This window comes from Streptomyces sp. 5-10 (genome assembly GCF_014712245.1).
In the GTDB taxonomy this organism is placed as follows: domain Bacteria; phylum Actinomycetota; class Actinomycetes; order Streptomycetales; family Streptomycetaceae; genus Streptomyces; species Streptomyces violaceusniger.
The window spans coordinates 1-24,922 of the sequence record NZ_JACVYG010000042.1 but is presented as its reverse complement, the minus strand read 5'-3'; the positions used below and the strand labels follow the sequence as shown (position 1 = coordinate 24,922).

Here is a 24,922-nt window from a genome sequence, read left to right as displayed (position 1 = left end):
CTCTCCCGCCCATCGTGTGAGGAATCGGTGACCCCGGCCCGCACTGTGGTCAAGACCTGTGACCGCGCGGGGGCGGCCAGATGAACGGCACCTGATCCGTTGGGGGCGGAACGGGCGGACGGCGGCGCCGACTTGGCGGGCCGCGCCGCCGGTGTCACTCGCCCGGCGCCGGCCCCTCCCCGGGGCGGCCCCCACCGGCTACACCGTGGCCCGTCAGGTGGCCGACCTGGAGGCGGCACGGCGGCGGATCGGCGCCAACCGGGTCGTCCTGCTGGGCAGCTCCTGGGGAGCCACCCTCGCCGCGGAGTACATGGCCGCGCACCAGCTCACCGTGGCCGATCCGCGGCCCGCCCTGCGCCGGATCCACGCGCCCGCGATGGTCCTCCGCGGCGAGTGCGACTACAAGGATCCGGCCATCGCACGGGAGTATCGAGACACCTTCCCGAACGCCACCCTGCGCACCATCGACGGGGCCGGACATGTCATCGAAGCCGACCGCCCCGCCGCCTACCGCGACGCGGTCACCTCCTTCCTCACCGGCCCGGCCGCTGTTTCGCGTGACAAGCCTGTTGCGCCAATAATCACGGATAACCAGGCTGACTATTGATGACGACTGTTTTCGGACGGCCCGGCGCCGGGATCCGGCGATCCATCCGCGAAATTCGGCCGAATCCACTTCCGGAAGCAACCCCCGGCGTGATCGCGAACATGCCAATTTCTCGCCGCATCGGTTCCATGGGTCTGTCGCGCGGGCGCCCGGGCACCGTGAGATGGCACGCTTGTCCGCGTCGCGCCTGGGTACTTTGACATCGCTTTAACCGTGCTATGTTCGGACTTTTATTCGTTCATGGTGCATTCCATTCCTAGGGAATTCCGGGTTTTCGGGCCTGGCATGCTGGGATTGAAAAGACGCCCAAGGAAGGTTGAAGAATGCGGTATTCCTTCATTGCGGAGTTAGCCGCGCCGGGTCGCAAGGTGCCGGTGCGGGCGTGCGATGTGGAGGCGAGCCCGGTGTTCCTGGTCCCCTCGATCGGCGAATATCCGGTGTACGACGAGGCCGCGTACGAGGCGATGATCAAGGACGAGCGTCGGATGGGCGCCTACGCCGAGGCGGTCCGGCGCCACGCCCCCGGCCGGACGGTGCTCGACATCGGCACGGGAAAGGACGCGGTGTGGGCGCTGGCCGCCGCCCGCGCCGGGGCGCGGCGAGTGTGGGCGGTGGAGGTCATCCCCCAGTCGGCGCGGATCGCCCGGAAGACCATCGAGGAGGCGGGCTTCGCCGATCGGATCACGGTGGTCGAGGGGCTGTCCACCGAGATCGAGCTCCCCGAGCCCGTCGATATGTGTGTCTCTGAGATCATCGGCACGCTCGGCGGCTCCGAGGGCGCGGGGGCGGTGTTACGGGACGCCCGGGAGCGGCTGGTGAAGCCCGGTGGGGTGTTCATCCCGCACCGCAGCGCCACCACCGCCGTCGCGCTGGACCTGGGCAGCGCGGGGCGCGGTGAGCCGCTCGGCTTTCCGCCGTTCGTCTTCCGTTATGTGGAGGAGGTGTTCGCCTCGGTGGGCCGCCCCTTTGATCTGCGGGTGGTGCTGGAGGGGCTGCAGGACAATCCGAAGGTGCGGGAGCGGGCGTATCTGTCCGGCCCCGTCGAGCTGGAGCCGCTGGAGTTCAACGGCGACCTGAACCCCGAGGGCGTCGACGGCGCCGAGCTGACGTTCACGCGAGCGGGTACCTTCTCCGGGCTCGCACTGGGCATGCGTCTGTGGGTGGCCGAGGACGACGAGCCCATCGACTCGCTGGTGCAGCCGAGCAGCTGGACTCCGGTGTACGCGCCGCTGTCGGTGGAGGGCCTGCCGGTGCGGCCGGGCGACCGGTTCGAGTTCGACTTCACCACGACGCTGAGCGACGACGGCGTACACCCCGACTACGCGCTCGCCGGTGAGCTGTACCGGCCCGGCGGCCCGGCGGCGCCGCTGAGCTGGGGCTCGACCCACCACGGGGACGGCTTCCGCGCGACCCCCTTCTACCGCTCGCTCTTCCCCGGGCCAGGAGGGCCCTGACGTCACGCCATCGTCAGCCGCCCGCCACCCCGGCGGAGGCGACGGCTTCCCGTACGAGCCGGGCGAACTCATCCGGCCGCTGTTCGGGGAACGGCACACCGGCCCCGGGCACGAGGTGCCCCTTCGCCGACAGCGCCCGCACCATCGGCTCGAAGCCGGGCATCGACGGTTCGTCGTCCTGCCCGCAGAGGACCGTGGCCGGGGCGGTGATCCGTGGCAGTCGCTCGTCCATCGCGAACAGCCGGATGGCGATGTGGCCGTCCTCCACCCGGTCCAGCACCCGCAGGGCGTCGGCCATGAAGCGGTTGAGCGCGGCCTCCTGCCCCGGCTCGTAGAAGTGTCTGCGCCGGTTCCACAGCTCCAGGAGGTGGGAGCCGTCCGGCTTCGGCTGCACCCAGTCGACCGGGCGTTTCCACACCGCGCGGGCGCGCTTCTCCGGGCTGATGAACGGGGTCGCGGAGAGCACCAGGCTCCGCACCCGGGAGCCCAGGCGGGCCGCCACCTCCACCGCGATCACTCCGCCGGTGTGGTGTCCGACCAGGTGGAACGTATCGAGTCCGAGCCCGTCCACCAGGTCCTCGACCCCGTCGGCGAACATCTCGATGCTCTGGTCGTCCGCGGGTTTCGCCGACGCCCCGTAGCCGACGGTGTCCATCGCGATCGCCCGGTGCGTGGCGCCGAGCAGCGGAAGCACATCGCGGTACTCGGCCCATGACCGCGGGGTCTGGTGGAGCAGCAGCACCGGTTCGCCCTCGCCGCACTCGACGTAGTGCAGTTGGCCGAACCGGCTGGGGACGTAGTGGGCGGTCAGCATGCGCACTCTCCTGACGTGGCGGGGCGGCGGGCCCGCACTTCTGGTCGTACTTTGTACGGGGCTCCTTGGGTGCCGTCAAGAGGTGTTCGGCGGGGACGGGCCCCTCGCTCGGAGCGTTCCGTCAGGCGGTACGGGACGCTGGACGGACACGGGTACGCGAGGTCAGTGTCGCCTGGTCCGGCACGTCGCCACGCACCGCGTTCCGTGTAGCGGAACGAAAGTTGGCTCGTGGCGGGCGGCGCGTCTATACCGGAGGCCACATCGGGAGCGCCGGGCCCCGGCCCCATGTTCTTCTCCAGGAGGTAGCCCGTGCCGAATGTTCCCGACCACGTCCCGACGGACTCCCTCCCCGGGGCCGTGGTCAAGGCCGCCGACGCACTCGCGGGCGCCGCCCGCGACGGGATCGCCTGCGCGCCGGTGCGCACGCTCCTGGACGACGGCGACATCGAGGCCGCCTACGCGGTACAGCGGCTCAACCTGCGACGCGAACAGGCCGCGGGCCGCCGGATCGTCGGCCGGAAGATCGGCCTGACGTCTCCGGCCGTACAGCGCCAACTCGGCGTGGACCAGCCGGACTTCGGCGCGCTGTTCGCGGACACGGCCGTGCCGGAGGGTGGCGAGGTGCCCGCCGGGCGGCTGCTCCAGCCCAAGGTGGAGGCCGAGGTGGCGCTCGTGCTCGGCGGCGATCTGCCCCACCGCCGCTGCACCGTCGTGGACCTGCTGCGCGCCACCGAGTTCGCGCTGCCCGCGCTGGAGATCGTCGACAGCCGGGTGCGGGACTGGGACATCGCCATCGTGGACACCGTCGCCGACAACGCCTCCTGCGGGCTGTACGTCCTCGGCGCCTCCCCGGTGCCACTGTCCGGGCTCGACCTGCGCTCGGTGCGGATGACCATGACGCGCAACGGCGAGCCGGCCTCCCAGGGGACCGGCGCCGACTGCCTCGGCGGCCCCCTCAACGCGGCCGTCTGGCTGGCCACGGCCCTCGCCGAGCGGGGCGACCCGCTGCGCGCGGGCGACCTCGTCCTGACCGGGGCCCTGGGGCCGATGGTCCCGGCCGCCCCGGGCGATGTGTTCCACGCCCGTATCTCGAACCTGGGCGCCGTAGGAGTCGGGTTCGCCGCGGAAGGAGACCACCGGTGAGCAGCGAGACCAACACCCGCACCCGCACCAAAGTGGCGATCATCGGCTCCGGCAACATCGGCACCGACCTGCTGATCAAGGTGAAGCGGCTCTCCGACACCCTGGAGATCACCGCGATGGCCGGGATCGATCCCGCCTCCGACGGCCTGGCCCGGGCCCGCCGCCTGAAGGTGGCCACCACCCACGAAGGCGTGGACGGGCTGGTGGCGATGGACGAGTTCGCCGACGTGGACATCGTCTTCGACGCCACCTCCGCCGGTGCCCACAAGCGCCACGAGGAGGTGCTGCGCCCCCTCGGCCGCACCCTCGTCGACCTCACCCCGGCCGCCATCGGCCCCTATGTGGTGCCCCCGGTCAACGGCGACGCCCACCTCGACGCGCCCAACGTCAACATGGTCACCTGCGGTGGCCAGGCCACGATCCCGATCGTGGCCGCGGTGGGCGCGGTCACCCCCGTCCACTACGGGGAGATCGTCGCCTCCATCTCCTCCCGCTCCGCGGGCCCCGGCACCCGCGCGAACATCGACGAGTTCACCGAGACCACCGCCGCCGCCATCGAGCGCGTCGGCCGCGCCGCCCGCGGCAAGGCCATCATCGTCCTCAACCCGGCCGAACCACCGCTGATCATGCGCGACACCGTGCACTGCCTGGTCTCGGGCTGCGCCACCGAGGAGGTCACCGCCTCCGTCGAGGAGATGGTCGGCCGCGTCCAGGCGTACGTACCCGGTTACCGCCTCAAGCAGAAGGTGCAGTTCGACCAGGTGGGGGCGGACGACCCGGTGCGCTCCCTGCTGCCCGCCGAGGCCGCGCACACCGACGCGATGAAGGTCTCGGTCTTCCTCGAGGTCGAGGGAGCCGCCCACTACCTCCCGGCCTACGCCGGAAACCTCGACATCATGACCTCGGCCGCGCTGCGCACCGCGGAGCGCCTGGCCGCACACCGCTCCGGCGAGGAGGCCGCACGATGACCACGACCGACGCCGGTGCGACCGCCGGCACCCCGCCCGTCCCGCCCGCCCTCTACGTCCAGGACGTGACCCTGCGGGACGGCATGCACGCCATCCGCCACCGCTACACCGTCGAGCAGGCCCGCACCATCGCCGCCGCCCTGGACGCCGCCGGGGTGGCCGCCATCGAGATCGCCCACGGCGACGGCCTGTCCGGCTCCAGCATCACCTACGGAATCGGCGCCCACACCGACTGGGACTGGATCGAGGCCGTCGTCGCGGCCACCGGCACGGCGATTCCCACCACCCTGCTGCTGCCGGGCATCGGCACCCTGCACGACCTCAGGCGGGCCCACGCCCTCGGCATCCGCTCCGTGCGCATCGCCACCCACTGCACCGAGGCCGACATCTCCGCCCAGCACATCTCCGCCGCCCGCGAGATGGGCATGGACGTGGCCGGGTTCCTGATGATGTCGCACATGGCGGAACCGGCCGAACTCGCCCGCCAGGCCCGGCTGATGGAGTCCTACGGCGCCCACTGTGTGTACGTCACCGACTCCGGCGGCCGCCTGACCATGGACGGTGTCCGCGACCGCTTCCGCGCCTACCGCGATGTGCTCGACCCGGGCACCGAACTCGGCATCCACGCCCACCACAACCTCGCCCTCGGCGTGGCCAACACCGTGGTGGCCGTGGAGAACGGCGTCACCCGCGTCGACGCCTCGCTCGCGGGCCAGGGCGCGGGGGCGGGCAACTGCCCCCTGGAGGCGTTCATCGCGGTCGCGGACCTGATGGGCTGGAAACACGGCTGCGACCTGTTCCCCCTGATGGACGCCGCCGACGACCTCGTACGGCCCCTCCAGGACCGCGAGGTCCGCGTCGATCGCGAGACCCTGACCCTCGGCTACGCGGGGGTGTACTCCAGCTTCCTGCGCCACGCCGAGGCCGCCGCGGTCCGCCATGGCCTGGACACCCGCGCCATCCTGGTCGAGGTCGGCCGCCGCGCGATGGTCGGCGGCCAGGAAGACATGATCACGGACATCGCACTCGACCTGGCCGCCCGTCCGGACAACACCTCCTGATCGCCGCCCGATCGGCGGGACGCCTGTACGGTGTGGTGTACAACGGCGTCGGTGTCGCCGGTCCCCGGTGGTGTGCGAAGAGGAGAGTCCCAGTGGCGGGTCAGCGGTCGCGTGGCAGGGCGCTCACCGCTGAGCGGATCATCGAGGTGGCCACCCGGATCTGCGACGAGGAGGACATCGACGTCCTGACGATCCGCCGGCTCGCCGCGGACCTCGGCGTGGGCGCGATGACGCTCTACAGCTACTTCCGCGGCAAGGAGGAGATCCTCGACGGGATCGCCGACTACGTCATGGGGAACTTCCGGCTGCCCACCGCCGAGGAGACCTCGCCCGAGGCGGTCGTACGGGCCCTGGCGCTGGCCTTCCTCGAGATGATGCGGGAGCACCCCAGCATCGTGCGGCTCTTCTCCACCCGGGTGAGCACCGGCCCGCGGTCCATGCGGGGCGCGTTCGAGGCGGTCATCGGCAGGCTGCGCGAGGCGGGTTTCGCGGACCGGGACGCGGTGCGCGTCTACGGCCTGATCGTGCAGTACAGCCTGGGTTTCGCCAGCTACCAGGCGCCCCGCCCGTGGGGGAAGGCCGACCATCCCGAGGCCGAGGAGCTGCGGCGTCAGCGCAGGCACTTCTACGGGGCCCTGCCGCGTGAGGACTTCCCCCACATGGTGGAGCTCGCCGAGGAGATGACCACGCTGCCCAGCGACGAACAGTTCCTCTTCGGGCTCGACTGCCTCATCGACGGCGTACTGCGGCGCACCGGCGACTGAGCCTCGCCACGTCCCTAGCTCCGTATCCCGTCCGTCTCTCGGTTTCCGTGCTGCGTGCTGTCAGCAGCCTTGACCTCATACAGCGAACGGTACATAGTACGACCCACTTGCGATCGCTGAGCCGACCTCGCCTCGGCCCGGTGTCCGGCGGTTCTTTCCCCTCCCCGCCCCTTCCCACAACCAGGGGCTTCGCCCCTGGACCCCGGACGCCCTTCGGGCGTGTCCTCAAGCTCCCCCAGCTACCGCTGGGAGGTGCCCCCTGACGGGCTGAAATCAGCCCCTCCGGCGCTTGAGGAGCGGGGTCTGGGGCGGAGCCCCAGTTACGGGAAGGGGCGGGGAGGGGAACAGCCCGCCGCAGGCGCCCCGCCTCTCCCGTCCCCATGGACCGTCCCTGAAGGACAAAGGACCCTCATGACAGCAACCCATGTTCATGGCCCCGGCCGGGATCAGAGCACCCGGGCGCTGGTCGCCGGCTGGATCGGCACCACCGTCGAGTACTACGACTTCTCCATCTACGGACTGGCCTCGTCCGTGGTGTTCGCCAAGCTCTTCTTCCCCACCTCGGACCCGGTGACGGGCACGCTGCTCTCGCTGTCGACCTTCGCCATCGGCTTCCTGGCCCGGCCGATCGGCGCGGTGGTGTTCGGCCACTTCGGCGACCGGCTGGGCCGGAAGTCCACGCTGGTGGCCACGTTGGGGCTGATGGGCATCGCCACCTTCGCGGTGGGCCTGCTGCCCACCTACCGCCAGGTGGGGATCGCGGCGCCGATCCTGCTGATCGTCGCCAGGCTCGCCCAGGGGTTCTCCGTCGGTGGCGAATACGGCGGGGCGGTCCTGATGACCATCGAACACGCGGAGCGCGGGAAACGTGGCTTCCGGGGCTCGCTGATCAATACCGGGACCTCGGCCGGGCTGCTCCTGGCCAACCTCGTCTTCCTCGCGGTGCTCCAGCTGCCGGACGACCAGCTGCACTCATGGGGCTGGCGGATTCCGTTCCTGCTGAGCGCGGTGCTCGTCGGCGTGGGTCTCTTCGTGCGGCTCAGCCTGGACGAGAGCCCCGAGTTCGAAGCGGTCAAGGCGCGGAACGGGGTGGACCGGCTGCCCGTGGTCGAGGTGTTCCGCGAGTGCGGCGGGCGGGTCCTGCTGATGGCCGCCGCGATTCTGAGCGCCGGGGTGGCCTTCACGCTGGCGACCGTCTACAGCCTGGAGTACGCCCGCACCGGGCTGCACCTGGACAAGGACACCATGATCGCCGTGCTGCTGCCGGCCACTCTCGTCATCATCGTCTGCGTACCGCTCGCCGGAAAGCTGGCGGACCGGTTCGGAAACCGCAGGGTCTTCCTCGCCGGGGCGGCCTCGCTGATCGTGCTGCCGTTCGCCTGGCTGGCGCTGCTGCAGACGCGGAGTTACGGGCTGATGCTGCTGGGCTTCACCCTGCTGTTCATCGGCTACTCCGCCAACTACGGCGTGGTCCCGGCGTACTTCTCGCAGGTCTTCCCGGCGCGGCTGAGGTTCACCGGCATGTCGGTCGGCTTCACCGTCGGGCTGATCGCCGGGAACGCGTTCTCTCCCGACATCGCCACCTATCTGCTGCACACCACCGGTGGCTGGGTGGCCATCGCGGTGTACATGGCGGCGATGTCGGTCGTCTCGGTGGTGGCGGGCCTGTTCCTGCGGGAAGCGGACGACACCACCGAGCCACCGCGCGTTCCGGCTCCGCACGTGGCCGACGGCGATACGGCGCAGGTGCGTTGAACGCCGTACGACACCCCGTAACCAAGCACTGACCCCAAGCCCTTCAGGAGGAGACCGTGAACGAGCAGAGCGGGATACGCGTCGGCGTCCGCATACCGCCGTGCGACCGGGTGGACCGGCTGGCCCTGACCGCCCGGCGGGCCGAGGAACTGGGCTTCGACCAGGTGTGGTTCCCCGACTCCCAGCTGCTGTGGCGGGATGTGTTCACGGCCCTGACCGCCGCCGCGCTGGGCACGGAACGGATCGGCCTGGGCAGCGCGGTCACCAACCTCGTCACCCGGCACCCGGCCGTCGTCGCCTCGGCCGCGCGCAGCGTCGCCGAGCTGGCCCCCGGCCGGTTCACCCTCGGCCTCGGCGTGGGCAACAGCTCGGTCGGCCCCATCGGCATGCGCTCCAGCACCGGGGCCGAGCTGCGCGCCGGGATCGCCACGCTGCGGGCGCTGCTCCAGGGTCAGGAGTGGGACTTCAACGGCGTACGGTCCCGGCTGCGGGACCCGGATCCGGGCGTACCGATCCACGTGGCCGCAAGCGGTCCGCGCAATCTGCGGCTCGCCGGGGAGATCGCCGACGGTGTCATCCTGCTCAGCGGTGTCTCGCGGACGACGCTCGCCAGCGCCACCGCCCGGGTGCGGGAGGGCGCCGAGGCCGCGGGGCGCACCGCGGCGGCGACCCCACTGACGGTCTCGGCGTTCTGCGCGGTGACCGACGACGTGGAGGCCGAAGCCCGGCTGCTCAAGCCGATCTGCGCGTCGATCGCCCAGAACGGCGGCGCGCCCTTCCTCGCCCTCGCCGGGATCGAACTGGACGTCCCGGCGCGGGTGGAGGGGGTCTATCCGGACCTCGTACACGCCGAGGACTGGGGCGCGGCCGTCGAGATCTGCTCGGCGTGGGTGAGCGACGAGGCGGCCCTGCGCTTCGCCCAGGAGTTCTGCCTCTTCGGCACCGCCAAGGAGATCGCCGAACGGCTCGCCGCGCTGCACGCCGACGGGGTGACCGATGTGTTCCTGCAGCATGTCGGTTCCTACGACCCGCCCACCGAGCTGATCGAAAGCGTCGGCTCGGCGGTGCTGCCCGCGCTGCGGCCGGAGGTCAGCCGGTGAACCGGACCCGCCCGCTGCCGCGTGAAGCGCCGGAAGCGGTCAGCGGGCGGGCCGGAAGCGGTCGGCCGGATACGGCGCTCAGGGAGCCGTGACGACCGCGCCGCCACCCGCCCCGGCCGTGATCCTGCCGGGGCACAGCCCCCGTGCCGCGAGCCCGCTGAGGATCTGCGGCACGGCGCCGACGGTGGTCTGGTAACCGCCGTCGTGCATGAGGATGATGCTGCCCGCCCGCATGGAGGCGGCGGCCTGGACGATCTGCTGGGTGCTGGCCCCGTTCCAGTCCTGGGAGTCCACGCTCCACAGCACCTCGGTCAGCCCGAGACGGGCCTCATCGGCCCTGACCTGCGCGTTGGTCTCCCCGTAGGGCGGCCGGAACAGGGTGGGTGTCTGTCCGGTGATGCGCCGGACGGTGTTCTGGGCGCCTGCGATCTCGTTGTACGCCGCCGGTTCGCCGATCTGGGTGAGATGGGGGTGCGAGGTGGTGTGATTGGCGATCCACATGCCCGCCGCCTGCTCGGCCCTGAGCAGGTCGGGATACTGGTCGGCGTGCTGCCCCCAGATGAAGAAGGTGGCCTTCGCGCCACCCGCCCGCAGGGCGTTGAGCAGCGCCTGGGTCGACGCCGGATTCGGTCCGTCGTCGTACGTCAGACCCACGTATCCGTTGGGGCAGTTGGCCCAGGCCCGCTCGGTGTGCGCCGCGCCGTGCGTGGCCGCCGGGGCCGGGGCGGCGGAGAACCCCGCCAGGGCGGCCGTGGCCGCGGCGACGAGCGCGAACCGCCGCGCCCTCCCGGTACTTCTCGTTCCCGCGCGTCGTGCCGCGGCCTTTCCACGTCCGGTCATGGTCCCTCCTGAAGTGCGGATGTGATTCCCTGCCCGTCGGCTAGGAGGCGGTGCACGAGCCGATGGCGGGGGCCGACCAGTCCCCGTTCGCCATGACCGTGAAGCCGAAGCTGGTGGCCGCTCCGGCGCCCAGGTTGCCGTTGCCGTTGGGCCGCATCGTCATGACCTTGCCGCTGCTGTCCCAGCTGGGAGTGCCGTTCCAGGTCGTGGAGACGCTCTGCGCGGAACGGACGGTCACCGTCACCGTCCAGTCGCTGATGGCGGAGGATCCGGCCGTCACCGTCACCTGGCCGTTGAAACGGTCGCCCCACCGCTGCGTCTCGGAGTACGACGCGGTGCACGACGCGCCGCCGCCACCGCCTCCGCCACCCCCGCTGGTGCCGCCCAGCGCGGTGAGCACCGCGGTGTAGGCGGGCTTCTTGGCGTAGTTGTTGTCGAACAGCAGCGGGGTGCCGCTGGCACGCCACGAGTACTTGTCGGTGACACCCCATACGGTGATGCCGGTGCAGCGGGACACGGCCAGACACGCCTGGGTGACACGGCGGTAGTTGTCGGCCTGGGCCGTACCGGAGCCCTCGATGTCCAGCTCGGTGATCTGCACATCGACGCCGAGGTCGGCGAAGCGCTGGAGGTTCTGCTGGTAGTCACCGGGGACCGGGGACTGGTTGTTGAAGTGCGACTGGAAGCCGACGCAGTCGATCGGCACACCGCGCGCCTTGAAGTCCTTCACCATGGCGTAGACGGCGTTGCTCTTCGCGTTCTGGCCGTCGGTGTTGTAGTCGTTGTAGCAGAGCTTGGCGCCGGGGTCGGCCGCACGCGCGGTGCGGAACGCCTCCTCGATGAAGCCGTCGCCGAGCTTGTCCTGGAACGGCGAACTGCGCCGCGCACCGCTGTTGCCATCCTGGAACGCCTCGTTGACCACGTCCCAGGCGTAGATCTTGCCCTGGTAGTGCTGCATCACCTTGGTGATGTGGTTGTTCATCGCCGAGCGCAGCTCGCTGGCGCTCAAACCGCCTACCCAGCCGGGGAGTTGGGAGTGCCAGACCAGGGTGTGGCCGCGGATCTTCATGCCCTTGCCCTGGGCGTGGCCGACGATCTGGTCGGCGCTGCCGAAGTTGAACGAGTTGCGGGAGCTCTCGACGGCGTCCCACTTCATCTCGTTCTCGGGTGTGACGGCGTTGAACTCGGTGTCCAGCGTGGTGGCGTACGGGGCTTCGCCGAGGTGGTTGGCGGCCACGGCGGCACCGAAGTAGCGGCCCTTGGCCGCCGCCGCGCCGCCGAGAGTGCTCGCGGCGCTGGCGGGACCGGACAGGGCCAGGACACCGGCCGCGGTGAGGAGGCCGACGACACCGAGGCTGAACGCCCTTCGGACGCGTAACCGAGGACGGCGATCTCCGGGCTCCTGATGACGGGCCCGAGGGGAATCGATGACCATTGCTGTCCCTTCTTCGGGGGCGGGTGCCAGTGGTGTACCGATGGGCAACGATCGCTGCGGAGTATGCTGCGGGGCTGACGCAACGTCAACGCTTCTTCCGGAATGATTCCGGTAGAAACTTCCGCCGGTGCCGGTGTTGCTTCACCTTTGATCTGCATCTCTCCGATGTGTGTGCGTGGTCATCGACAGCACAAAGGATCTCTCCCCATCGGTCTCCGAAAAGTTTTCGGTGTCGTGGTGACGTGTTATCGGTCGTGCCTGCGAGTTCGCCCGGCGGTCTTCGCGGTGTGCTTTGGGTCCCGGCAAGGGCTTGACCGGAGGCGAAGTGGCTCCTACATTCCTCACACCCTCGAGGTAGATCGATTAACCACTCGTTAACCGCCTGGTTGGAGACCCCCGCAGTGCACTCACCGCTGACTCGGCGCGGCTTCCTCGCCGCCGGTTCCGGCCTCGCCGCCGCGACCGTCCTGCCCGGCCTTTCCGCCTGCTCCGCACTCACCGGGGCGGACTCCGATCCCGATACGCTCGTCGTGCACAGCCAGCTGGGCACCACCGCCCCGGGATCGCCCACCTACCTCGCGGCCCTCGACCGGTTCCGCAAGGAGAATCCGGGACTCAAGGTCAAGAACCTCATCAACGGCGACGACCTCGCGCAGGTCTACGAGACCTCGCGGCTGGCCCGCAAGGAGCCGGACGTCGTCATGGTCAACCTCTACGACAAGACGCTGGCGTGGACGGATGTCGGCGCCACGGTCGACGTCAAGGGCTATCTGGACGACTGGGGGCTGCGCCGGCGCGTGCTCCCGCGGGCGCTGGCCGAGTGGACCGACGCCAAGGGCCGGGTGCGCGCCTTCCCCTACTTCGCCACCAACTGGCCGATCGCCTACAACCGGGCCCTGCTGGACCGGGCGGGCGTCGACGCGATACCCACCACGGGCGACGAGCTGATCGCCGCGGCCCGCAAGCTGCGCGCCAAGGGGATCGCGCCCGTGACCGTCGGTGGCAACGACTGGACCGGGCAGAAGCTGCTCGCCCAGATCATCCAGACCTTCCTCACCGAGGACGAGGCCCGGCACGCCTACTCCACGGGGGACTTCGGGGCCAAGGGCGCCCGCGAGGGCATCGAGTACTTCGTGACACTGCGCGACGCGGGTGTCTTCGCCGACAAGGCCCAGGGACTCACCTCGGACTCGATGACCACGCAGTTCAACACGCAGGCCGCGGCGATCGAGTCGGCGATGTCCTCGGCGCTGGCCAAGGTGCCGCCGAAGGTGGCCCGGCACACCGAGGTCGGCGGGTGGCCACTGGCCGACGGCGCCGTGCACGACAAGCCCACCATCCTGCGCACCTACACCCTGATCGGGTTCTGGATCAGCCCGAACGGCACCAAGAAGATCGACGCCGTCGAGAAGTTCCTGCGCTTCATGTACCGGCCCGACACCGTGACCCGGTTCATCAAGGAGAGCGGCCGCGACATGGCGCTCCGCTCCGACACCGTCAGCACCGATTTCCCGCTGGTCGCCGCCGCGCAGCGGCTGGGCTCGACGGTGAGCCAGGCCCTGCTGCCCGATGTGTACGTCCCGCCCGCCGCCGCCCAGCCGCTGATCACCGCGACCAGCACCTCCTTCACCCGTGGCACCAGCGCCGCGAAGGTCCGCGCCGCGCTCGAGACCGCGTACCGCTCCGCGTGAACCGCCCGCCCGTTCGCTCTTATCCCGAGCCCGACTCCACGGGAGCCACCTCATGACGACGCTGACGTCGCCCCCGGGCGGGGCCGCGATCCGCCACCCCGCACCGCCCGTCACCACACGCCGCATCGGCACACCCCGGCAGGGCGGCACGATCCTCGCCATCCCGGCACTGGTCTGGTACGCGGTCTTCATGATCGGCCCGGTGATCGCCATCTTCGTGATCGCCGCCCTGCACTGGCCGGGCATGCTCCAGCCGGTGTCGTTCGCCGGGCTCGGCAACGTCCGTACGGTCCTGGACGACCCCGTCTTCTGGGACGCGGTGCGCAACACCGCCGTCCAGCTCGCGGTGGCGCTGCCGATCATGATCGTGTGCGCCTACATGCTGGGCTACTACGTGGCGCAGAAGCCACCCGGACACCGGGTGATCCGCTATCTGCTGTTCATCCCCGGCCTGATCTCCACCCCCGCCAAGGCCATGGTGTTCTACGCGGCGCTCTCCCCGGACGGGCTGGCCAACGGCGCGCTCCAGTCGGTGGGGCTCGGCTCGCTCACCGACGCCTGGCTCGCCTCGCCGTCCACCGCCCTGGCCTGCCTCATCGCCCTGGACGTGTGGAGCGGGATCGGCTTCACCGCCGTCCTGTTCGCCGCCCGGCTCGACAGCGTCCCCGACGACCTCGGCGAGGCGGCGCAGCTGGACGGGGCCGGGCACTGGCGGACCATGTGGCGCATCCACTTCCCGGTGATCCGTGACTACGTCGGCGTCGTCACCATGTTGCAGTTCCTGTGGACCCTCTTCGGCTCGGCGCAGCACGTGCTGCTGCTCACCCAGGGCGGTCCCGGCAGCTCGTCCACCACGCTGTCGTTCCTCGTCTACCAGAAGGCGTTCATCGCGGCCGACCTGGGCTACAGCCAGACCGTCGGCGTCATCCTCTTCCTGGCCGGGCTCGTCGGGCTGCTCGCCATCCGCCGCGCGTTCCGCCAGAACTACTGACCGTAAGGCGGCTCACCATGAAACTCGGCAAACGCTGGCTGCCCGCGCACATCCTGGTGTGGACCTACGCGGTGCTGCTGATCGTGCCGCTTTACTACTTCCTCGCCTCCGCGTTCAAGAGCAACGAGGAGATCTTCGCCCATCCCTTCGCACTGCCGAAGTCGTTCGGCTTCGGCAACTTCCGCACCGCCTACGACAGCGCCGACCTGGGCACGGCCGTCGTCAACTCCGCCCTGGTGACGGTCCTCGCCCTGGCGCTGACCCTGCTGCTGGCGCTGCCCGCGGCGTTCGCGCTCGCCCGCTCGACGGGACGGCTCGCCTCGGCGATGGAGAAGGTCTTCTCGCTGGGCTTCCTGGTCCCCACGTTCGCGGCGCTCTTCCCCACCTTCCTGCTCGCCGCCGCCACCGGGCTGTTCCACACCCGGCTGTTCATGGTCTTCTTCCTGCCCGCGACGGCGATGCCACTGTCGGTGGTGATCCTGGTGCAGTTCATGCGGACCATCCCCCGGGAGATGGAGGAGGCCGCCCGGATGGACGGGGCGTCCACCTACACGGTGCTGCGCCACATCTACATACCGATGTGCCTGCCCGGCATCGCCACCGTACTCCTGCTGAACTTCCTCACCTTCTGGAACGAGTACCTGTATTCGCTGGTCATCATCGGCCCCGACCCCGAACAGCGCACCGTGCAGGTGGCACTGCCCACCCTCAAGGCCATCACCGGCACCGACTACGGGGTCCTCACCGCCGGTACCGTCCTGACCCTGATCCCCGTGTGGGTCGTCTACACGGTGCTCCAGAAGCGCATGCAGCAGGCGCTCATCAACGGGGCGGTCAAGGCGTGAGCACGGCCGCCGGTCAAGGTATGAGCACCCCCGCCGGTCAGGGCGTGAGCACGACCGCCACGAAACCGGGGCGGCGCCCCACCATCAAACAGGTGGCGGCCGCCGCCGGGGTGTCCACCGCGGCCGTGTCCCAGGCGTTCAACGACAAGGGCCGGCTGTCGGAGGCCACCCGGCAGCGCATCCTGGACACCGCGACGGAGCTCGGCTGGTCGCCGAGCGCGTCCGCCGCCGCCCTGCGCAGCGCCCGCACCCGCACCCTCGCCCTCGTCGTGCGGCGCCCCACCGATGTGCTCGGCGCGGACCCCCACTTCAGCGAGCTGATCACCGGTATCGAGGGCGAACTGGCGCCCCGCGGCTACGGTCTGCTGCTGCACCTGGTGGCCGGGGCCCAGGAGGAGAACGCCCTCTACAAGCGGCTCGCGGCCGAGGGCCGTGTCGACGGAGCCGTCCTGACCGACGCCCGCGCCGACGACCCGCGCCCCGCCCTGCTGGCCCGCCTCGGCCTGCCCGCCGTGCTGCTCGGTCCCCCCGACCGCGCCGCCGCCGTGCCACGGGTCGGCCTCGGCCACCAGGACGCCGCCGTCGAGGAGGTCGTACGCCATCTGCTCGGGCTCGGACACCGGCGGATCGCCTATGTGGCGGGCCCCGCCGACCTGAAGCACACCCGGCTGCGCGGCGGTGTCTTCGAAACCGCCCTCCGGCAGGCGGGCCTGCGGCCCTACGCGGTCCTGCACACCGACTTCACCGAAGTGTCCGCCGTCGCCGCCACCCAGGCCCTGCTGGACGCCGCCGACCGCGCCACCGCGATCGTCTACGCCAACGACTCCATGGCGATGTGCGGCATCGGCGCAGCCCAGCGCGCCGGGCTGCGCGTCCCCGACGACCTGTCGGTCGTCGGCTACGACAACCTGCCGCTCGGCCGCTGGCTGCACCCCCGGCTGACCACGGTCGACCAGCAGGTGCAGCGGGTCGGCGCGGCCGCCGCCCGGCTGCTCCTCGCGCGCTGCGGCGAGGACGTCGAGGAGGCGGCGCTCGAGGACCGGCCGCGGCTGGTCGTCCGCGAGTCCACCGGACCCGCCCCTGGCTGACGCCCGGCCCCCGGCCCCGACGGCCCCGGCAGACGCCCGAACCCCGACCGCGACGACCTCCGCTGCCGCCCGAACCCCGCCCCGGCCCCGCGCCGGGCCACCCCCCACCCGTACCACCGACATCCGAGAAGGACCATGCGACGCCACAGCGCCCAGCTCACCCACCACCCCGCCGTCCTGCCCTGGCTCGGCGCCAACTTCTGGTCCCGCACCGGCGGGCCCCTGATGTGGCGCGACTACGACCCGACGACGGTCCGCGCGGAACTGCGGGTGCTGCGCGAGCACGGCCTGACGATGACCCGGTCGTTCTTCTACTGGCCCGACTTCCACCCACAGCCCCACCGCGTCGACGAGACGCTGTGCGAACGCTTCCGCGACTTCCTCGACGCCCACACCGAGACGGGCATGGGCACGGTGCCCACCTTCATCGTCGGCCATATGTCGGGTGAGAACTGGGACCCCGCCTGGCGCGGGGGCCGCGACCTCTACGAGGACGTGTGGATGGTCGGCCGCCAGGCGTGGTTCGTGTCCCAGATGACCCGCCGCTTCAAGGACCACCCGGCGGTCACCGGCTGGCTCATCACCAATGAGATGCCCGGCTACGGCCGTATCTACCAGGTGGATCCGCCCTCCTCCGCTGTGGTGACGGCCTGGGCGCAGGCCATGTGCAACGCCGTACGGGCGGCCGGCGGCACCCAGCCCGTCTCCCTCGGCGACGGCGCGTGGGGCATCGAGGTCACCGGCCGCGACAACGGCTTCTCGCTGCGCGAGACCGCCGAGTACGTGGACTTCGTGGGCCCGCACGTCTACCGCTCGGACACCGACCGGCCGCGTCAGCACCTGCGCGCCGCCTTCGAGTGCGAACTGGCGTCGGTCACCGGACAGCCCGTCGTCCTGGAGGAGTTCGGGCTCTCCACGGACACCGTGTCCGATGAGAACGCGGCGGTCTACTACCGGCAGACCCTGCACAACTCGCTGCTGGGCGGGGCCACGGGCTGGATCGCCTGGAACAACACCGACTACGACGACCTGTGGGACCGCTCGCCGTACGACCACCACCCCTTCGAGATGCACTTCGGCATCACCGACCACACCGGCGCCCCCAAGGCCCCGCTGCTCGAACTCGCCGCGTTCGCCGAGGTGTTGAAGGACGTGGACTTCGCACACTGCCGACGCGCCGACGCGGACGCGGCGCTGGTCGTGCCCGCCTTCCTGGAGCGTGGCTACCCCTACAGCAGGCCCGCCGACCGGCCACTGATCTTCACATCGCTGCACCAGAGCTATGTGGCCACGCGCGCCGCCGACCTGCCGGTGGGCTTCACCCGCGAGGCCGACGGACTGCCCGGCGACGCGGCCCTGTATCTGCTCCCGGCCACCCGACAGCTCACCACGCGCACCCGGCGTGAGCTCGAACGCCGCGCCCACGCGGGCGCCACCGTCTACCTCTCGTTCTGCTCCGGCGAGCACCCCGGGACCCGCGGCCCCTGGTTCGACGACCTGGACGGGCTGTTCGGTGTGGAACTGCAACTCTCCTACGGCGTGGCCGAGCCCATCGAGGACGACGTCCTGGAGATGACGTTCACCGAGGACTTCGGCGGGCTGACGGCCGGGACCTCGCTGCGCTTCCCCGTAGCGGGCAACGAGGACAGCCGGGCGTATCTGCCGGTGGTTCCGCGGGACGCCCGGGTGGTGGCCGTCGACGCCCACGGGCGGCCCGCCCTGCTGGTGCGCGACACCGGGCGCGGCCGCACCGTCCTGGCCACCTACCCCCTGGAGCACATGGCCGCCCGCACCGCCCGCGCCAACCCCGAGCAGACCCACCGGCTGTACGCGGCGCTCGCCGACGTGGCCGGGGTCCGCCGCCCGGTGACGGTCGACAGCCCCCACGTCGGCGCGGACCTCCTCGTCCACGACGACGGGCGCCGCTTCGTATGGCTGGTCAGCCAGAGCCCCGAGGAGGTCACCGTCCGCCCCGCCGCCGAGGGAACGCTGCACGACCTGGCCTCCGGCGCGGCGACGGCGGATGTGACACTCGGCCCGTACGGTGTGCGCGTCCTGGAGCTGGCGTGACCGACCAGCTCTACCGCGACCCGACCGCGCCCGTGGCGGAGCGGGTCCGCGATCTGCTGGGGCGCATGACGCTCACCGAGAAGGTCGGCCAGGTCAACCAGCGCATGTACGGCTGGCACGCCTACGAGCGCACCGACGGCGGCCACCGGCTCACCGACGCCTTCCGCGCCGAGGTCGCCGCGTACGGCGGGATGGGTGCCCTGTACGGGCTCCAGCGGGCCGACGCCTGGTCCGGTGTCGACTTCGCCGACGGCATCACGGCGGCGGACGGGGCGCGGGTCGCCGACGCGGTGCAGCGGCACGTCGTGGACCACACCCGGCTGGGCATACCCGTGCTGCTCGTCGAGGAGGTGCCCCACGGCCACCAGGCCCTGGACGGAACCGTGCTGCCGGTCAACCTGGCCGTGGGCGCCACCTGGGACCCCGGGCTCTACGAGGCCGCGGCGGCCGCGGTCGGCGCGGAAGTGCGGGCACGCGGTGGCCACGTGGCGCTGGTCTCCGCCCTCGACCTGGTGCGCGACCCGCGCTGGGGCCGCGCGGAGGAGTGCTTCGGCGAGGATCCGTATCTGGCGGCCCGGCTCACCGAGGCGCTGGTGCGGGGGATGCGCACGGCCGACGTGGCCGTGGTGCTCAAGCACTTCGCCGGGCAGGGGGCCACGGTCGGCGGACGCAACAGCGCGGCCACCGAACTGGGCGCCCGCGAACTGCACGAGATCCATCTGGCGGCGGCCCGGGCCGGGATACGTGCCGGTGCGGCGGGTGTGATGGCGGCCTACAACGAGTTCGACGGCCTGCCCTGTGTCGCCAGTCGGCCGCTGCTGACCGAACTCCTCCGGGAGCGGCTGGAGTTCGAGGGCATCGTCATGGCGGACGGTGGCGCCATCGACCGTCTGGTCCGGCTCACGGGCGACCCGGTGGCCGCGGGCGCCCTCGCCCTCAACGCCGGATGCGACCTCAGCCTCTGGGACGCCTGCTTTCCACGGCTCGCGGAGGCGGTGGCCCAGGGGCTCGCCGCGGAGCGGACCCTGGACACCGCCGTGGCCCGGGTGCTGGCGCTGAAGTTCCGCCTGGGCCTCTTCGAGCAGCCCTACGCGCCCGCCGTGGAACAGCCCTCCGACCCGCGTGAGCTGAGTGAACGCGTGGCCCGCGCGTCCATCACCCTGCTCGCCCACGACGGGGAAGTCCTGCCGCTGACGCCCTCGGCCCGCCGGATCGCCGTCCTCGGCCCGAACGCCGACTCCATCGCCCAGCAGATCGGCGACTACACCGCGCCACAGCGCCCCGGCCCCCACCATGTCACGGTCCTGGACGGCATCCGCTCGGCCGCCCCGCCGGACACCGAGGTCACCTACGCACCCGGGTGCGAGCTGGTCGGCGGCGACCTCTCCGGTGTCCCCGAGGCGGTCGCGCCGGCGGCAGCGGCGGACGTCGCGGTGCTCGTCCTGGGCGGGTCCAGCGCCCGGTCGGGCGACACCACCTTCGACACCAACGGCGCGGCCGTCGTGACCTCCGCCGACTCCGCCGGTATGACCTGCGGCGAAGGCGTCGACCTGGCCGAACTGCGCCTCCCCGACGGCCAGTTGGCGCTCCTGGACGCGGTGGCGGCCACGGGTGTGCCGGTCGTCGTGGTCCTCGTCCAGGGCCGTCCGCACGCCCTGCCCGACCTCTCGGAGAAGGCCGCGGCGGTGCTGAGCGCCTGGTACCCGGGCCCGTGGGGCGGACGGGCCGTCGCCGACGTACTGTTCGGCGCGGCCGGGCCCGAGGGGCGGCTGCCGGTGTCCATCCCCAGGTCGGCCGCGCAGCTGCCGGTGTTCTACAACGCCAAGGACCACCGGTACCGCGGCTATGTGGACCAGCCCGCCACCGCCCGCTACGCCTTCGGCCACGGCCTGTCGTACACCACGGTCGGCTACGAGCCGCCACGGCTCTCCCGTGCCCGCGTGACCCCGGAAGACCCCACGCTCAGCTGCCGGGTCACCGTGCGCAACACGGGTGAGCGGCCGGTGCGCGAGACGGTGCAGCTCTACGTACGCCGGCTGTCGGGCGGCCACTCGTGGCCCCGCGTACGCGAGCTCCGGGGCTTCGTCCGCCTCGATCTGCGGCCGGGGGAGGAGGCCGACGCCGTGTTCGCGATCGACGCCGAAACCCTCGCCTCCGTCACCCGGGACCTCGGCCTCGCCGTCGAACCCGGCGAACTGCTGCTGGAGACCGGGCCCTGCGCCACCGAAACGCGGGGGGCACGGCTGGTGGTCGAGCCGCCGAGCTGATCGCACGCTGTCTGGACGGTGATGTGAGGGACCGTCAGTATGGTGCCGGGCGCGCCGGGTCCGGCGGAGCCGCGTTCGGGCACCATCGCTCACCCATGGGAAGGCCGCATGCCGACCAGGAGAACACTCAGGTACCTGACGGGAATCGCGTCGATCCTCGCCCTGCTGGCCACGGCGCCGGGACCGGCCGCCACCGCCCAACAGCCCGCCGCGCGGACGGCTCCGGACAGCGCTCCGGACAGGGCCCCGGCCACCTCCGCCACCGCCCCCGCGGCCGACACCTGGCAGCCGCCGCTGTCGACCCGCGGCCGGTACATCGTGGACGCCAAGGGCGACCGCTTCCGGCTCAAGTCCGCCAACTGGGACGGTGCGCAAGGGTCGTGGACGGGGAGCGGCAGTGTCGAGGACCCCGCCAACCACCACTCCGGGCAGAACTCCTCCGGCATCCCCCTCGGCCTGGACCGGGTCCCCCTGCCGACGCTGCTCGCCGACTTCCACCGGCTCGGCATCAACAGCATCCGGCTGCCGTTCTCCAACGAGATGATCCACGCCACGGCGCCCGTGCCGGACAGCGCGGTAGCCGCCAACGCCCACCTGCGCGGAAAGACACCCCTGCAGATCTTCGACGCCGTGGTGTCCGCTCTCAGCCGGGACGGCTTCGCCGTCATCCTCAACAACCACACCAACACCACCCGGTGGTGCTGCGGAATCGACGGCAACGAGCGGTGGAACAGCGGCCAGTCCACGCAAGCGTGGATCGACGACTGGGTCTTCATGGCCCGCCGTTACGCCGACGAACCACGCGTGGTGGGCGCCGACCTCTACAACGAGGTGCGCCGCGATGTCCTGGACGACCCCAACTGGGGTCTGGGCGATGAACACGACTGGTACACCGCGGCGCAGCGCGCCGCCGACCGCATCCTCACCGAGGCCGACCCCGACCTCCTCATCGTGATCGAGGGCATCAACTGGACCGGGCTGCCGGTGGACGGGCTGCCCCACGAGCGGCCCACCCTGGCCCCCGCGCGCACCCTCTCGCACACTCTGGTCAACGCCCACAAGCTGGTGTACTCCGCCCACTTCTACGGATACACCGGCCCGCGCCACAGCGGCGCCACCGGCGTCGGCGAGACACACGACCCCCGGTACCAGGACCTCAGCCGTGAGGAGCTGTATCGAGCCCTCACCGACCAGGCGTTCTTCGTCGCCGAGGACAGCGGGCGGCACTACACCGCACCCGTGTGGATCAGCGAGTTCGGCATCGGATCGGCCGAGACGGGCACCGCCCCGCGCGCATGGTTCACCCATATCACCGACTACTTCGCCGACCGTGACGCCGACTTCGCCTACTGGCCACTCGTAGGATGGGAAGGCCACGACGACTGGGCGCTGCTGCGCTACGACTCCACGGGCCGCGGATACGGAATCCTCGACCGGGGCGACTGGCGCGGCCCGGCGTGGCAGCGGCTGATGGCCGCGCCCGAACACACCGGGCCCGTCGACCGCGTCCCCACCTGGCGCATGCTCGTCACCGACCACGGCGACCATGTGCGGTCGCTGATCGAGCGGGGCCGGGGCGACTGGGATCCGGGCGCCTACAAGGCCGCCTGCCCCGATGGGCTGCGGCTGATCGGCCTCAGCCACACCGCCGGGCGCGGACTGTGCACCGACATCGGCGCCGACGACCCGCGTGCCCCGGGTACCGCCCATACGGTCGTCACGGACGAACGGTACGTACCCGCCGGTGGCGACTGGGCCTCCGGCTACACCAAGTTCCAGTGTCCCTCGGACCAGTTCCTCATCGGCTACAGCCGCCGCGGCGACCGGGTGTCCGCCGCGCTGTGCGCCCCGGCCCGCACCCCATTGGGCGCCACGGGACGTACGGTCTGGTTCGACCGCTCCGACAACCGGCCGGCCGACGCCGCCGGTGGCGACTTCGCCCACGGCGCCTCCAAGGGTCAGTGCGCGGATGGCGAGTACGCCGCCGGTATCGCCTTCACCACGCGGGTGGGCAGCTCCGGGGGCCCGGACGCGCTGCTGTGCCGCCGCCTGTCCTGAGCCGTCGTCCCTCTGAGCTGTCGGCTGTCCTGAGCTGTCGACTGTCCTGAGCCACCACTCGCGCCGCCACCCTTGCCCGAATCTGACGTACCGTCATATCGTAAAACGGTGCGCGCAGCCGTTGTCGCACGACACCCGCTCAACGGATCAGGAGTTACGGGGTGGAGCCGCACACCACACCCGGGGCCGCGCCGAAAGTACGTGCCCGCGCGGTGACCCGCACCTTCGGGCACGGATCCCGGCAGGTGCACGCCCTCGGACCACTCGATATGGACATTCGGCACGGGGAGTTCTGCTGCATCGTCGGCCCGTCCGGATGCGGCAAGTCCACGTTCCTGCGCATCGTCGCCGGACTCGTCCGCCCCAGCGGTGGCGAGGTCGAGATCCGCGCGCGCCGTCGGCACCCGGCCGCGATGATCCCGCAGGACTACGGCATCTACGACTGGAAGACCGTGCTGGCCAATGTCCGCTTCGGACTCGATGTGCGGCGTGTGCCACGCAAGGCCGCCGACGCACGGGCCAGGGACTGGCTGGACCGGCTCGGCCTCTCCGACTTCGCCGACGCCTACCCGGCCACCTTGTCGGGCGGGATGCGGCAGCGGGTGGCGATCGCCCGCGCGCTCGCGGTGGAGCCGGAGGTGCTGCTCCTGGACGAACCGTTCGCCGCGCTCGACGCCCAGTTGCGCACCATCCTCCAGGACGAGCTGCTCGCGGTGTGCCAGGCGACCCGCACCACCGCGCTGTTCGTCACCCACAGCCTGGAGGAGGCGATCGTGCTCGGGGACCGGGTGGTGGTGATGTCCGCCAGACCCGGCAGGGTGATCGCCGAACGGCACCCGCCGTTCGAGCGCCCGCGCACCGGGGCGATGCGCCGCGCCCCGCAGTTCGCCGCGCTGCGGTCCGAGCTGTGGGAACTCCTGCGCGACGAGGTCCAGCGGGGCGGGGCCGGTGCCGCCGCTCCGGCGGACCCGGTGGGGAACCCCTCATGACGAGCGAGAACACGGCAGCCTCGGCCCGGACCGCGCGCCCCGGTGAACACCCTGGTGAACACCTCGGTGAAGGGGAACGGGACGGCGGGTCCGCCGAGACGACGCTGCTGGTGCGGCGCCCCGGACCGGGGGAGCGCGATCCGGTCCACGCCCACCGGCGCCGCCGCGCCCTCGAGCTCTCGCTCGCCCTCGCCGTGCCCGCCGCGCTGATCCTGCTGTGGCAGCTCGCCGCGGACCAGCGCTGGATCGACTCGCGTATCTACCCCGCGCCGTCCACGATCGCGGCGGACGGCTGGCAGCGCGCCGCCGACGGCAAGCTGTGGCCGGACGTATGGGCCACCCTCAAGCGGGTGATCGCCGGTTACGCGCTCGGCACCGCCGCGGGCTATCTCTTCGGGTTGCTGATGGGCGCGCTGCGGATGGTCCGCGCGGCGCTGGAACCGTTGCTCGACGCCCTGTACGTCGTGCCCAAGCTCGCACTGCTCCCCGTGTTCCTCAATATGTTCGGGCTCGGCGAGGGACCCCAGATCGCGCTCGTCGCGACCACCGTCTTCTTCTTCGTATGGATTTCCACCATGGCCGCCGTGATGGGCGTCGCCGAGGGCCACCGGGAGGCCGGACAGGTATTCGGCGCCGGTCCCTGGCAGATGTTCCGCCACGTCCTGCTGCCCGCCTCGCTGCCGCAGGTCCTCGTCGGCATGCGGGTCGCGGCCGGAGTGGCGGTCCTGGTCATCGTCGCCTCCGAGCAGATCGCCGCGAACGACGGCCTCGGCCACCTGATCTTCGACTCGCGGACCCTCTTCCAGAACGACGTGATGTTCGTCGGCATCGTCTGTGTGGCCGTGCTCGGCGTGGTCTTCTCCGAACTCGTCCGGTTCATCGGCCGCCGGCTCACCCCCTGGGCGCCACGGGACCGCGGCCGGCCCCAGTCCTGACCCCGCACCTCGGCTCCCCCGTTATGTTTTTCGCGGTCCCGCAAGGG

20 protein-coding genes are annotated in these 24,922 nt (G+C 71.4%); 17 read left to right on the top strand and 3 right to left on the bottom strand.

Translation table 11 applies throughout. From position 1 onward, the window contains the following. Positions 1-151 precede the first annotated feature (151 nt). Both IEJ02_RS34600 and IEJ02_RS34595 read left to right on the top strand, forming a co-directional pair. On the top strand, positions 152-607 hold the full coding sequence (locus tag IEJ02_RS34600) for an alpha/beta fold hydrolase (protein WP_317986001.1): 456 nt from the start codon (positions 152-154) through the stop codon (positions 605-607). Between the two features lie 323 nt (positions 608-930). Further along, positions 931-2,061: a 50S ribosomal protein L11 methyltransferase gene (locus tag IEJ02_RS34595; protein ID WP_191068465.1), complete on the top strand. Its 1,131-nt coding sequence runs from the start codon at positions 931-933 to the stop codon at positions 2,059-2,061. A gap of 13 nt (positions 2,062-2,074) precedes the next feature. Here IEJ02_RS34595 and IEJ02_RS34590 read toward each other — a convergent pair whose 3' ends face one another. Further along, positions 2,075-2,875: an alpha/beta fold hydrolase gene (locus IEJ02_RS34590; protein WP_191068464.1), complete on the bottom strand. Its 801-nt coding sequence runs from the start codon at positions 2,873-2,875 to the stop codon at positions 2,075-2,077. A gap of 309 nt (positions 2,876-3,184) precedes the next feature. On the opposite strand from IEJ02_RS34590, the gene mhpD reads away from it, so the two are divergent. The 6 genes from mhpD (at position 3,185) to IEJ02_RS34560 (ending at position 9,666) form a co-directional block, all read left to right on the top strand. Then, entirely contained in the window at positions 3,185-4,018 is an 834-nt protein-coding gene (gene mhpD, locus IEJ02_RS34585) for a 2-keto-4-pentenoate hydratase (RefSeq protein WP_191068463.1), read from the top strand. Next, positions 4,015-4,986 carry an acetaldehyde dehydrogenase (acetylating) gene (locus IEJ02_RS34580; protein ID WP_191068462.1) on the top strand — a complete coding sequence of 324 codons (972 nt, stop codon included), beginning with the start codon at positions 4,015-4,017 and terminating at the stop codon, positions 4,984-4,986. Before mhpD ends, IEJ02_RS34580 begins: the two co-directional genes overlap by 4 nt. Beyond that, positions 4,983-6,047: a 4-hydroxy-2-oxovalerate aldolase gene (gene dmpG, locus IEJ02_RS34575; RefSeq protein WP_191068461.1), complete on the top strand. Its 1,065-nt coding sequence runs from the start codon at positions 4,983-4,985 to the stop codon at positions 6,045-6,047. The genes IEJ02_RS34580 and dmpG overlap by 4 nt, the downstream gene beginning before the upstream one ends. 92 nt (positions 6,048-6,139) lie before the next feature. Next, a complete protein-coding gene (locus IEJ02_RS34570) occupies positions 6,140-6,811 on the top strand; it encodes a TetR/AcrR family transcriptional regulator (RefSeq protein WP_275561103.1) in 672 nt (223 codons plus the stop codon). Positions 6,812-7,222: 411 nt separating this feature from the next. Further along, the gene (locus IEJ02_RS34565; RefSeq protein WP_191068459.1) at positions 7,223-8,566 is read left to right on the top strand and encodes an MFS transporter; all 1,344 of its coding nucleotides are present in this window, start codon (positions 7,223-7,225) and stop codon (positions 8,564-8,566) included. 56 nt (positions 8,567-8,622) lie between these two features. Further along, entirely contained in the window at positions 8,623-9,666 is a 1,044-nt protein-coding gene (locus tag IEJ02_RS34560; RefSeq protein ID WP_317986000.1) for an LLM class flavin-dependent oxidoreductase, read from the top strand. A gap of 78 nt (positions 9,667-9,744) precedes the next feature. Here the strand turns inward: IEJ02_RS34560 and IEJ02_RS34555 are convergent, their stop codons facing one another. After that, positions 9,745-10,506 (bottom strand): polysaccharide deacetylase family protein, encoded by a 762-nt coding sequence (locus IEJ02_RS34555; RefSeq protein ID WP_191068458.1) that lies wholly within the window; start codon positions 10,504-10,506, stop codon positions 9,745-9,747. Positions 10,507-10,546: 40 nt separating this feature from the next. After that, complete coding sequence (locus IEJ02_RS34550; RefSeq protein WP_191068457.1) at positions 10,547-11,941, bottom strand: glycoside hydrolase family 10 protein; 1,395 nt, start codon at positions 11,939-11,941, stop codon at positions 10,547-10,549. 401 nt (positions 11,942-12,342) lie between these two features. On the opposite strand from IEJ02_RS34550, the gene IEJ02_RS34545 reads away from it, so the two are divergent. The 9 genes from IEJ02_RS34545 (at position 12,343) to IEJ02_RS34505 (ending at position 24,875) form a co-directional block, all read left to right on the top strand. Further along, on the top strand, positions 12,343-13,632 hold the full coding sequence (locus IEJ02_RS34545) for an ABC transporter substrate-binding protein (RefSeq protein WP_191068456.1): 1,290 nt from the start codon (positions 12,343-12,345) through the stop codon (positions 13,630-13,632). Between the two features lie 52 nt (positions 13,633-13,684). Beyond that, positions 13,685-14,623 carry a carbohydrate ABC transporter permease gene (locus tag IEJ02_RS34540; protein WP_191068455.1) on the top strand — a complete coding sequence of 313 codons (939 nt, stop codon included), beginning with the start codon at positions 13,685-13,687 and terminating at the stop codon, positions 14,621-14,623. Between the two features lie 17 nt (positions 14,624-14,640). After that, the gene (locus IEJ02_RS34535) at positions 14,641-15,468 is read left to right on the top strand and encodes a carbohydrate ABC transporter permease (RefSeq protein WP_191068454.1); all 828 of its coding nucleotides are present in this window, start codon (positions 14,641-14,643) and stop codon (positions 15,466-15,468) included. Positions 15,469-15,488: 20 nt separating this feature from the next. Continuing rightward, positions 15,489-16,556, top strand: coding sequence for a LacI family DNA-binding transcriptional regulator (locus IEJ02_RS34530; protein ID WP_191068453.1), 1,068 nt, complete (start codon positions 15,489-15,491; stop codon positions 16,554-16,556). A gap of 135 nt (positions 16,557-16,691) precedes the next feature. After that, positions 16,692-18,626, top strand: coding sequence for a cellulase family glycosylhydrolase (locus tag IEJ02_RS34525; RefSeq protein ID WP_191068452.1), 1,935 nt, complete (start codon positions 16,692-16,694; stop codon positions 18,624-18,626). Further along, positions 18,623-20,893, top strand: a complete 2,271-nt coding sequence (locus IEJ02_RS34520) for a glycoside hydrolase family 3 N-terminal domain-containing protein (RefSeq protein ID WP_191068451.1) — start codon at positions 18,623-18,625, stop codon at positions 20,891-20,893. Before IEJ02_RS34525 ends, IEJ02_RS34520 begins: the two co-directional genes overlap by 4 nt. A 108-nt stretch (positions 20,894-21,001) precedes the next feature. Beyond that, entirely contained in the window at positions 21,002-22,951 is a 1,950-nt protein-coding gene (locus tag IEJ02_RS34515; RefSeq protein WP_191068450.1) for a glycoside hydrolase family 5 protein, read from the top strand. A 161-nt stretch (positions 22,952-23,112) separates the two neighbouring features. Then, the gene (locus tag IEJ02_RS34510) at positions 23,113-23,940 is read left to right on the top strand and encodes an ABC transporter ATP-binding protein (protein ID WP_191068449.1); all 828 of its coding nucleotides are present in this window, start codon (positions 23,113-23,115) and stop codon (positions 23,938-23,940) included. Continuing rightward, the gene (locus tag IEJ02_RS34505; RefSeq protein WP_223864965.1) at positions 23,937-24,875 is read left to right on the top strand and encodes an ABC transporter permease; all 939 of its coding nucleotides are present in this window, start codon (positions 23,937-23,939) and stop codon (positions 24,873-24,875) included. Before IEJ02_RS34510 ends, IEJ02_RS34505 begins: the two co-directional genes overlap by 4 nt. The last annotated feature ends 47 nt before the right edge of the window (positions 24,876-24,922 follow it).

Bases quoted from the DNA above. Each gene is read 5' to 3' on its own strand.
- IEJ02_RS34530 (WP_191068453.1), top strand. From the start codon at position 15,489: ATGAGCACCCCCGCCGGTCAGGGCGTGAGCACGACCGCCACGAAACCG.
- IEJ02_RS34595 (WP_191068465.1), top strand. From the start codon at position 931: ATGCGGTATTCCTTCATTGCGGAGTTAGCCGCGCCGGGTCGCAAGGTG.
- IEJ02_RS34555 (WP_191068458.1), bottom strand. From the start codon at position 10,506: ATGACCGGACGTGGAAAGGCCGCGGCACGACGCGCGGGAACGAGAAGT.
- IEJ02_RS34505 (WP_223864965.1), top strand. From the start codon at position 23,937: ATGACGAGCGAGAACACGGCAGCCTCGGCCCGGACCGCGCGCCCCGGT.
- IEJ02_RS34535 (WP_191068454.1), top strand. From the start codon at position 14,641: ATGAAACTCGGCAAACGCTGGCTGCCCGCGCACATCCTGGTGTGGACC.
- IEJ02_RS34565 (WP_191068459.1), top strand. From the start codon at position 7,223: ATGACAGCAACCCATGTTCATGGCCCCGGCCGGGATCAGAGCACCCGG.
- IEJ02_RS34590 (WP_191068464.1), bottom strand. From the start codon at position 2,875: ATGCTGACCGCCCACTACGTCCCCAGCCGGTTCGGCCAACTGCACTAC.
- IEJ02_RS34550 (WP_191068457.1), bottom strand. From the start codon at position 11,941: ATGGTCATCGATTCCCCTCGGGCCCGTCATCAGGAGCCCGGAGATCGC.
- dmpG (WP_191068461.1), top strand. From the start codon at position 4,983: ATGACCACGACCGACGCCGGTGCGACCGCCGGCACCCCGCCCGTCCCG.
- IEJ02_RS34515 (WP_191068450.1), top strand. From the start codon at position 21,002: ATGCCGACCAGGAGAACACTCAGGTACCTGACGGGAATCGCGTCGATC.
- IEJ02_RS34540 (WP_191068455.1), top strand. From the start codon at position 13,685: ATGACGACGCTGACGTCGCCCCCGGGCGGGGCCGCGATCCGCCACCCC.
- IEJ02_RS34525 (WP_191068452.1), top strand. From the start codon at position 16,692: ATGCGACGCCACAGCGCCCAGCTCACCCACCACCCCGCCGTCCTGCCC.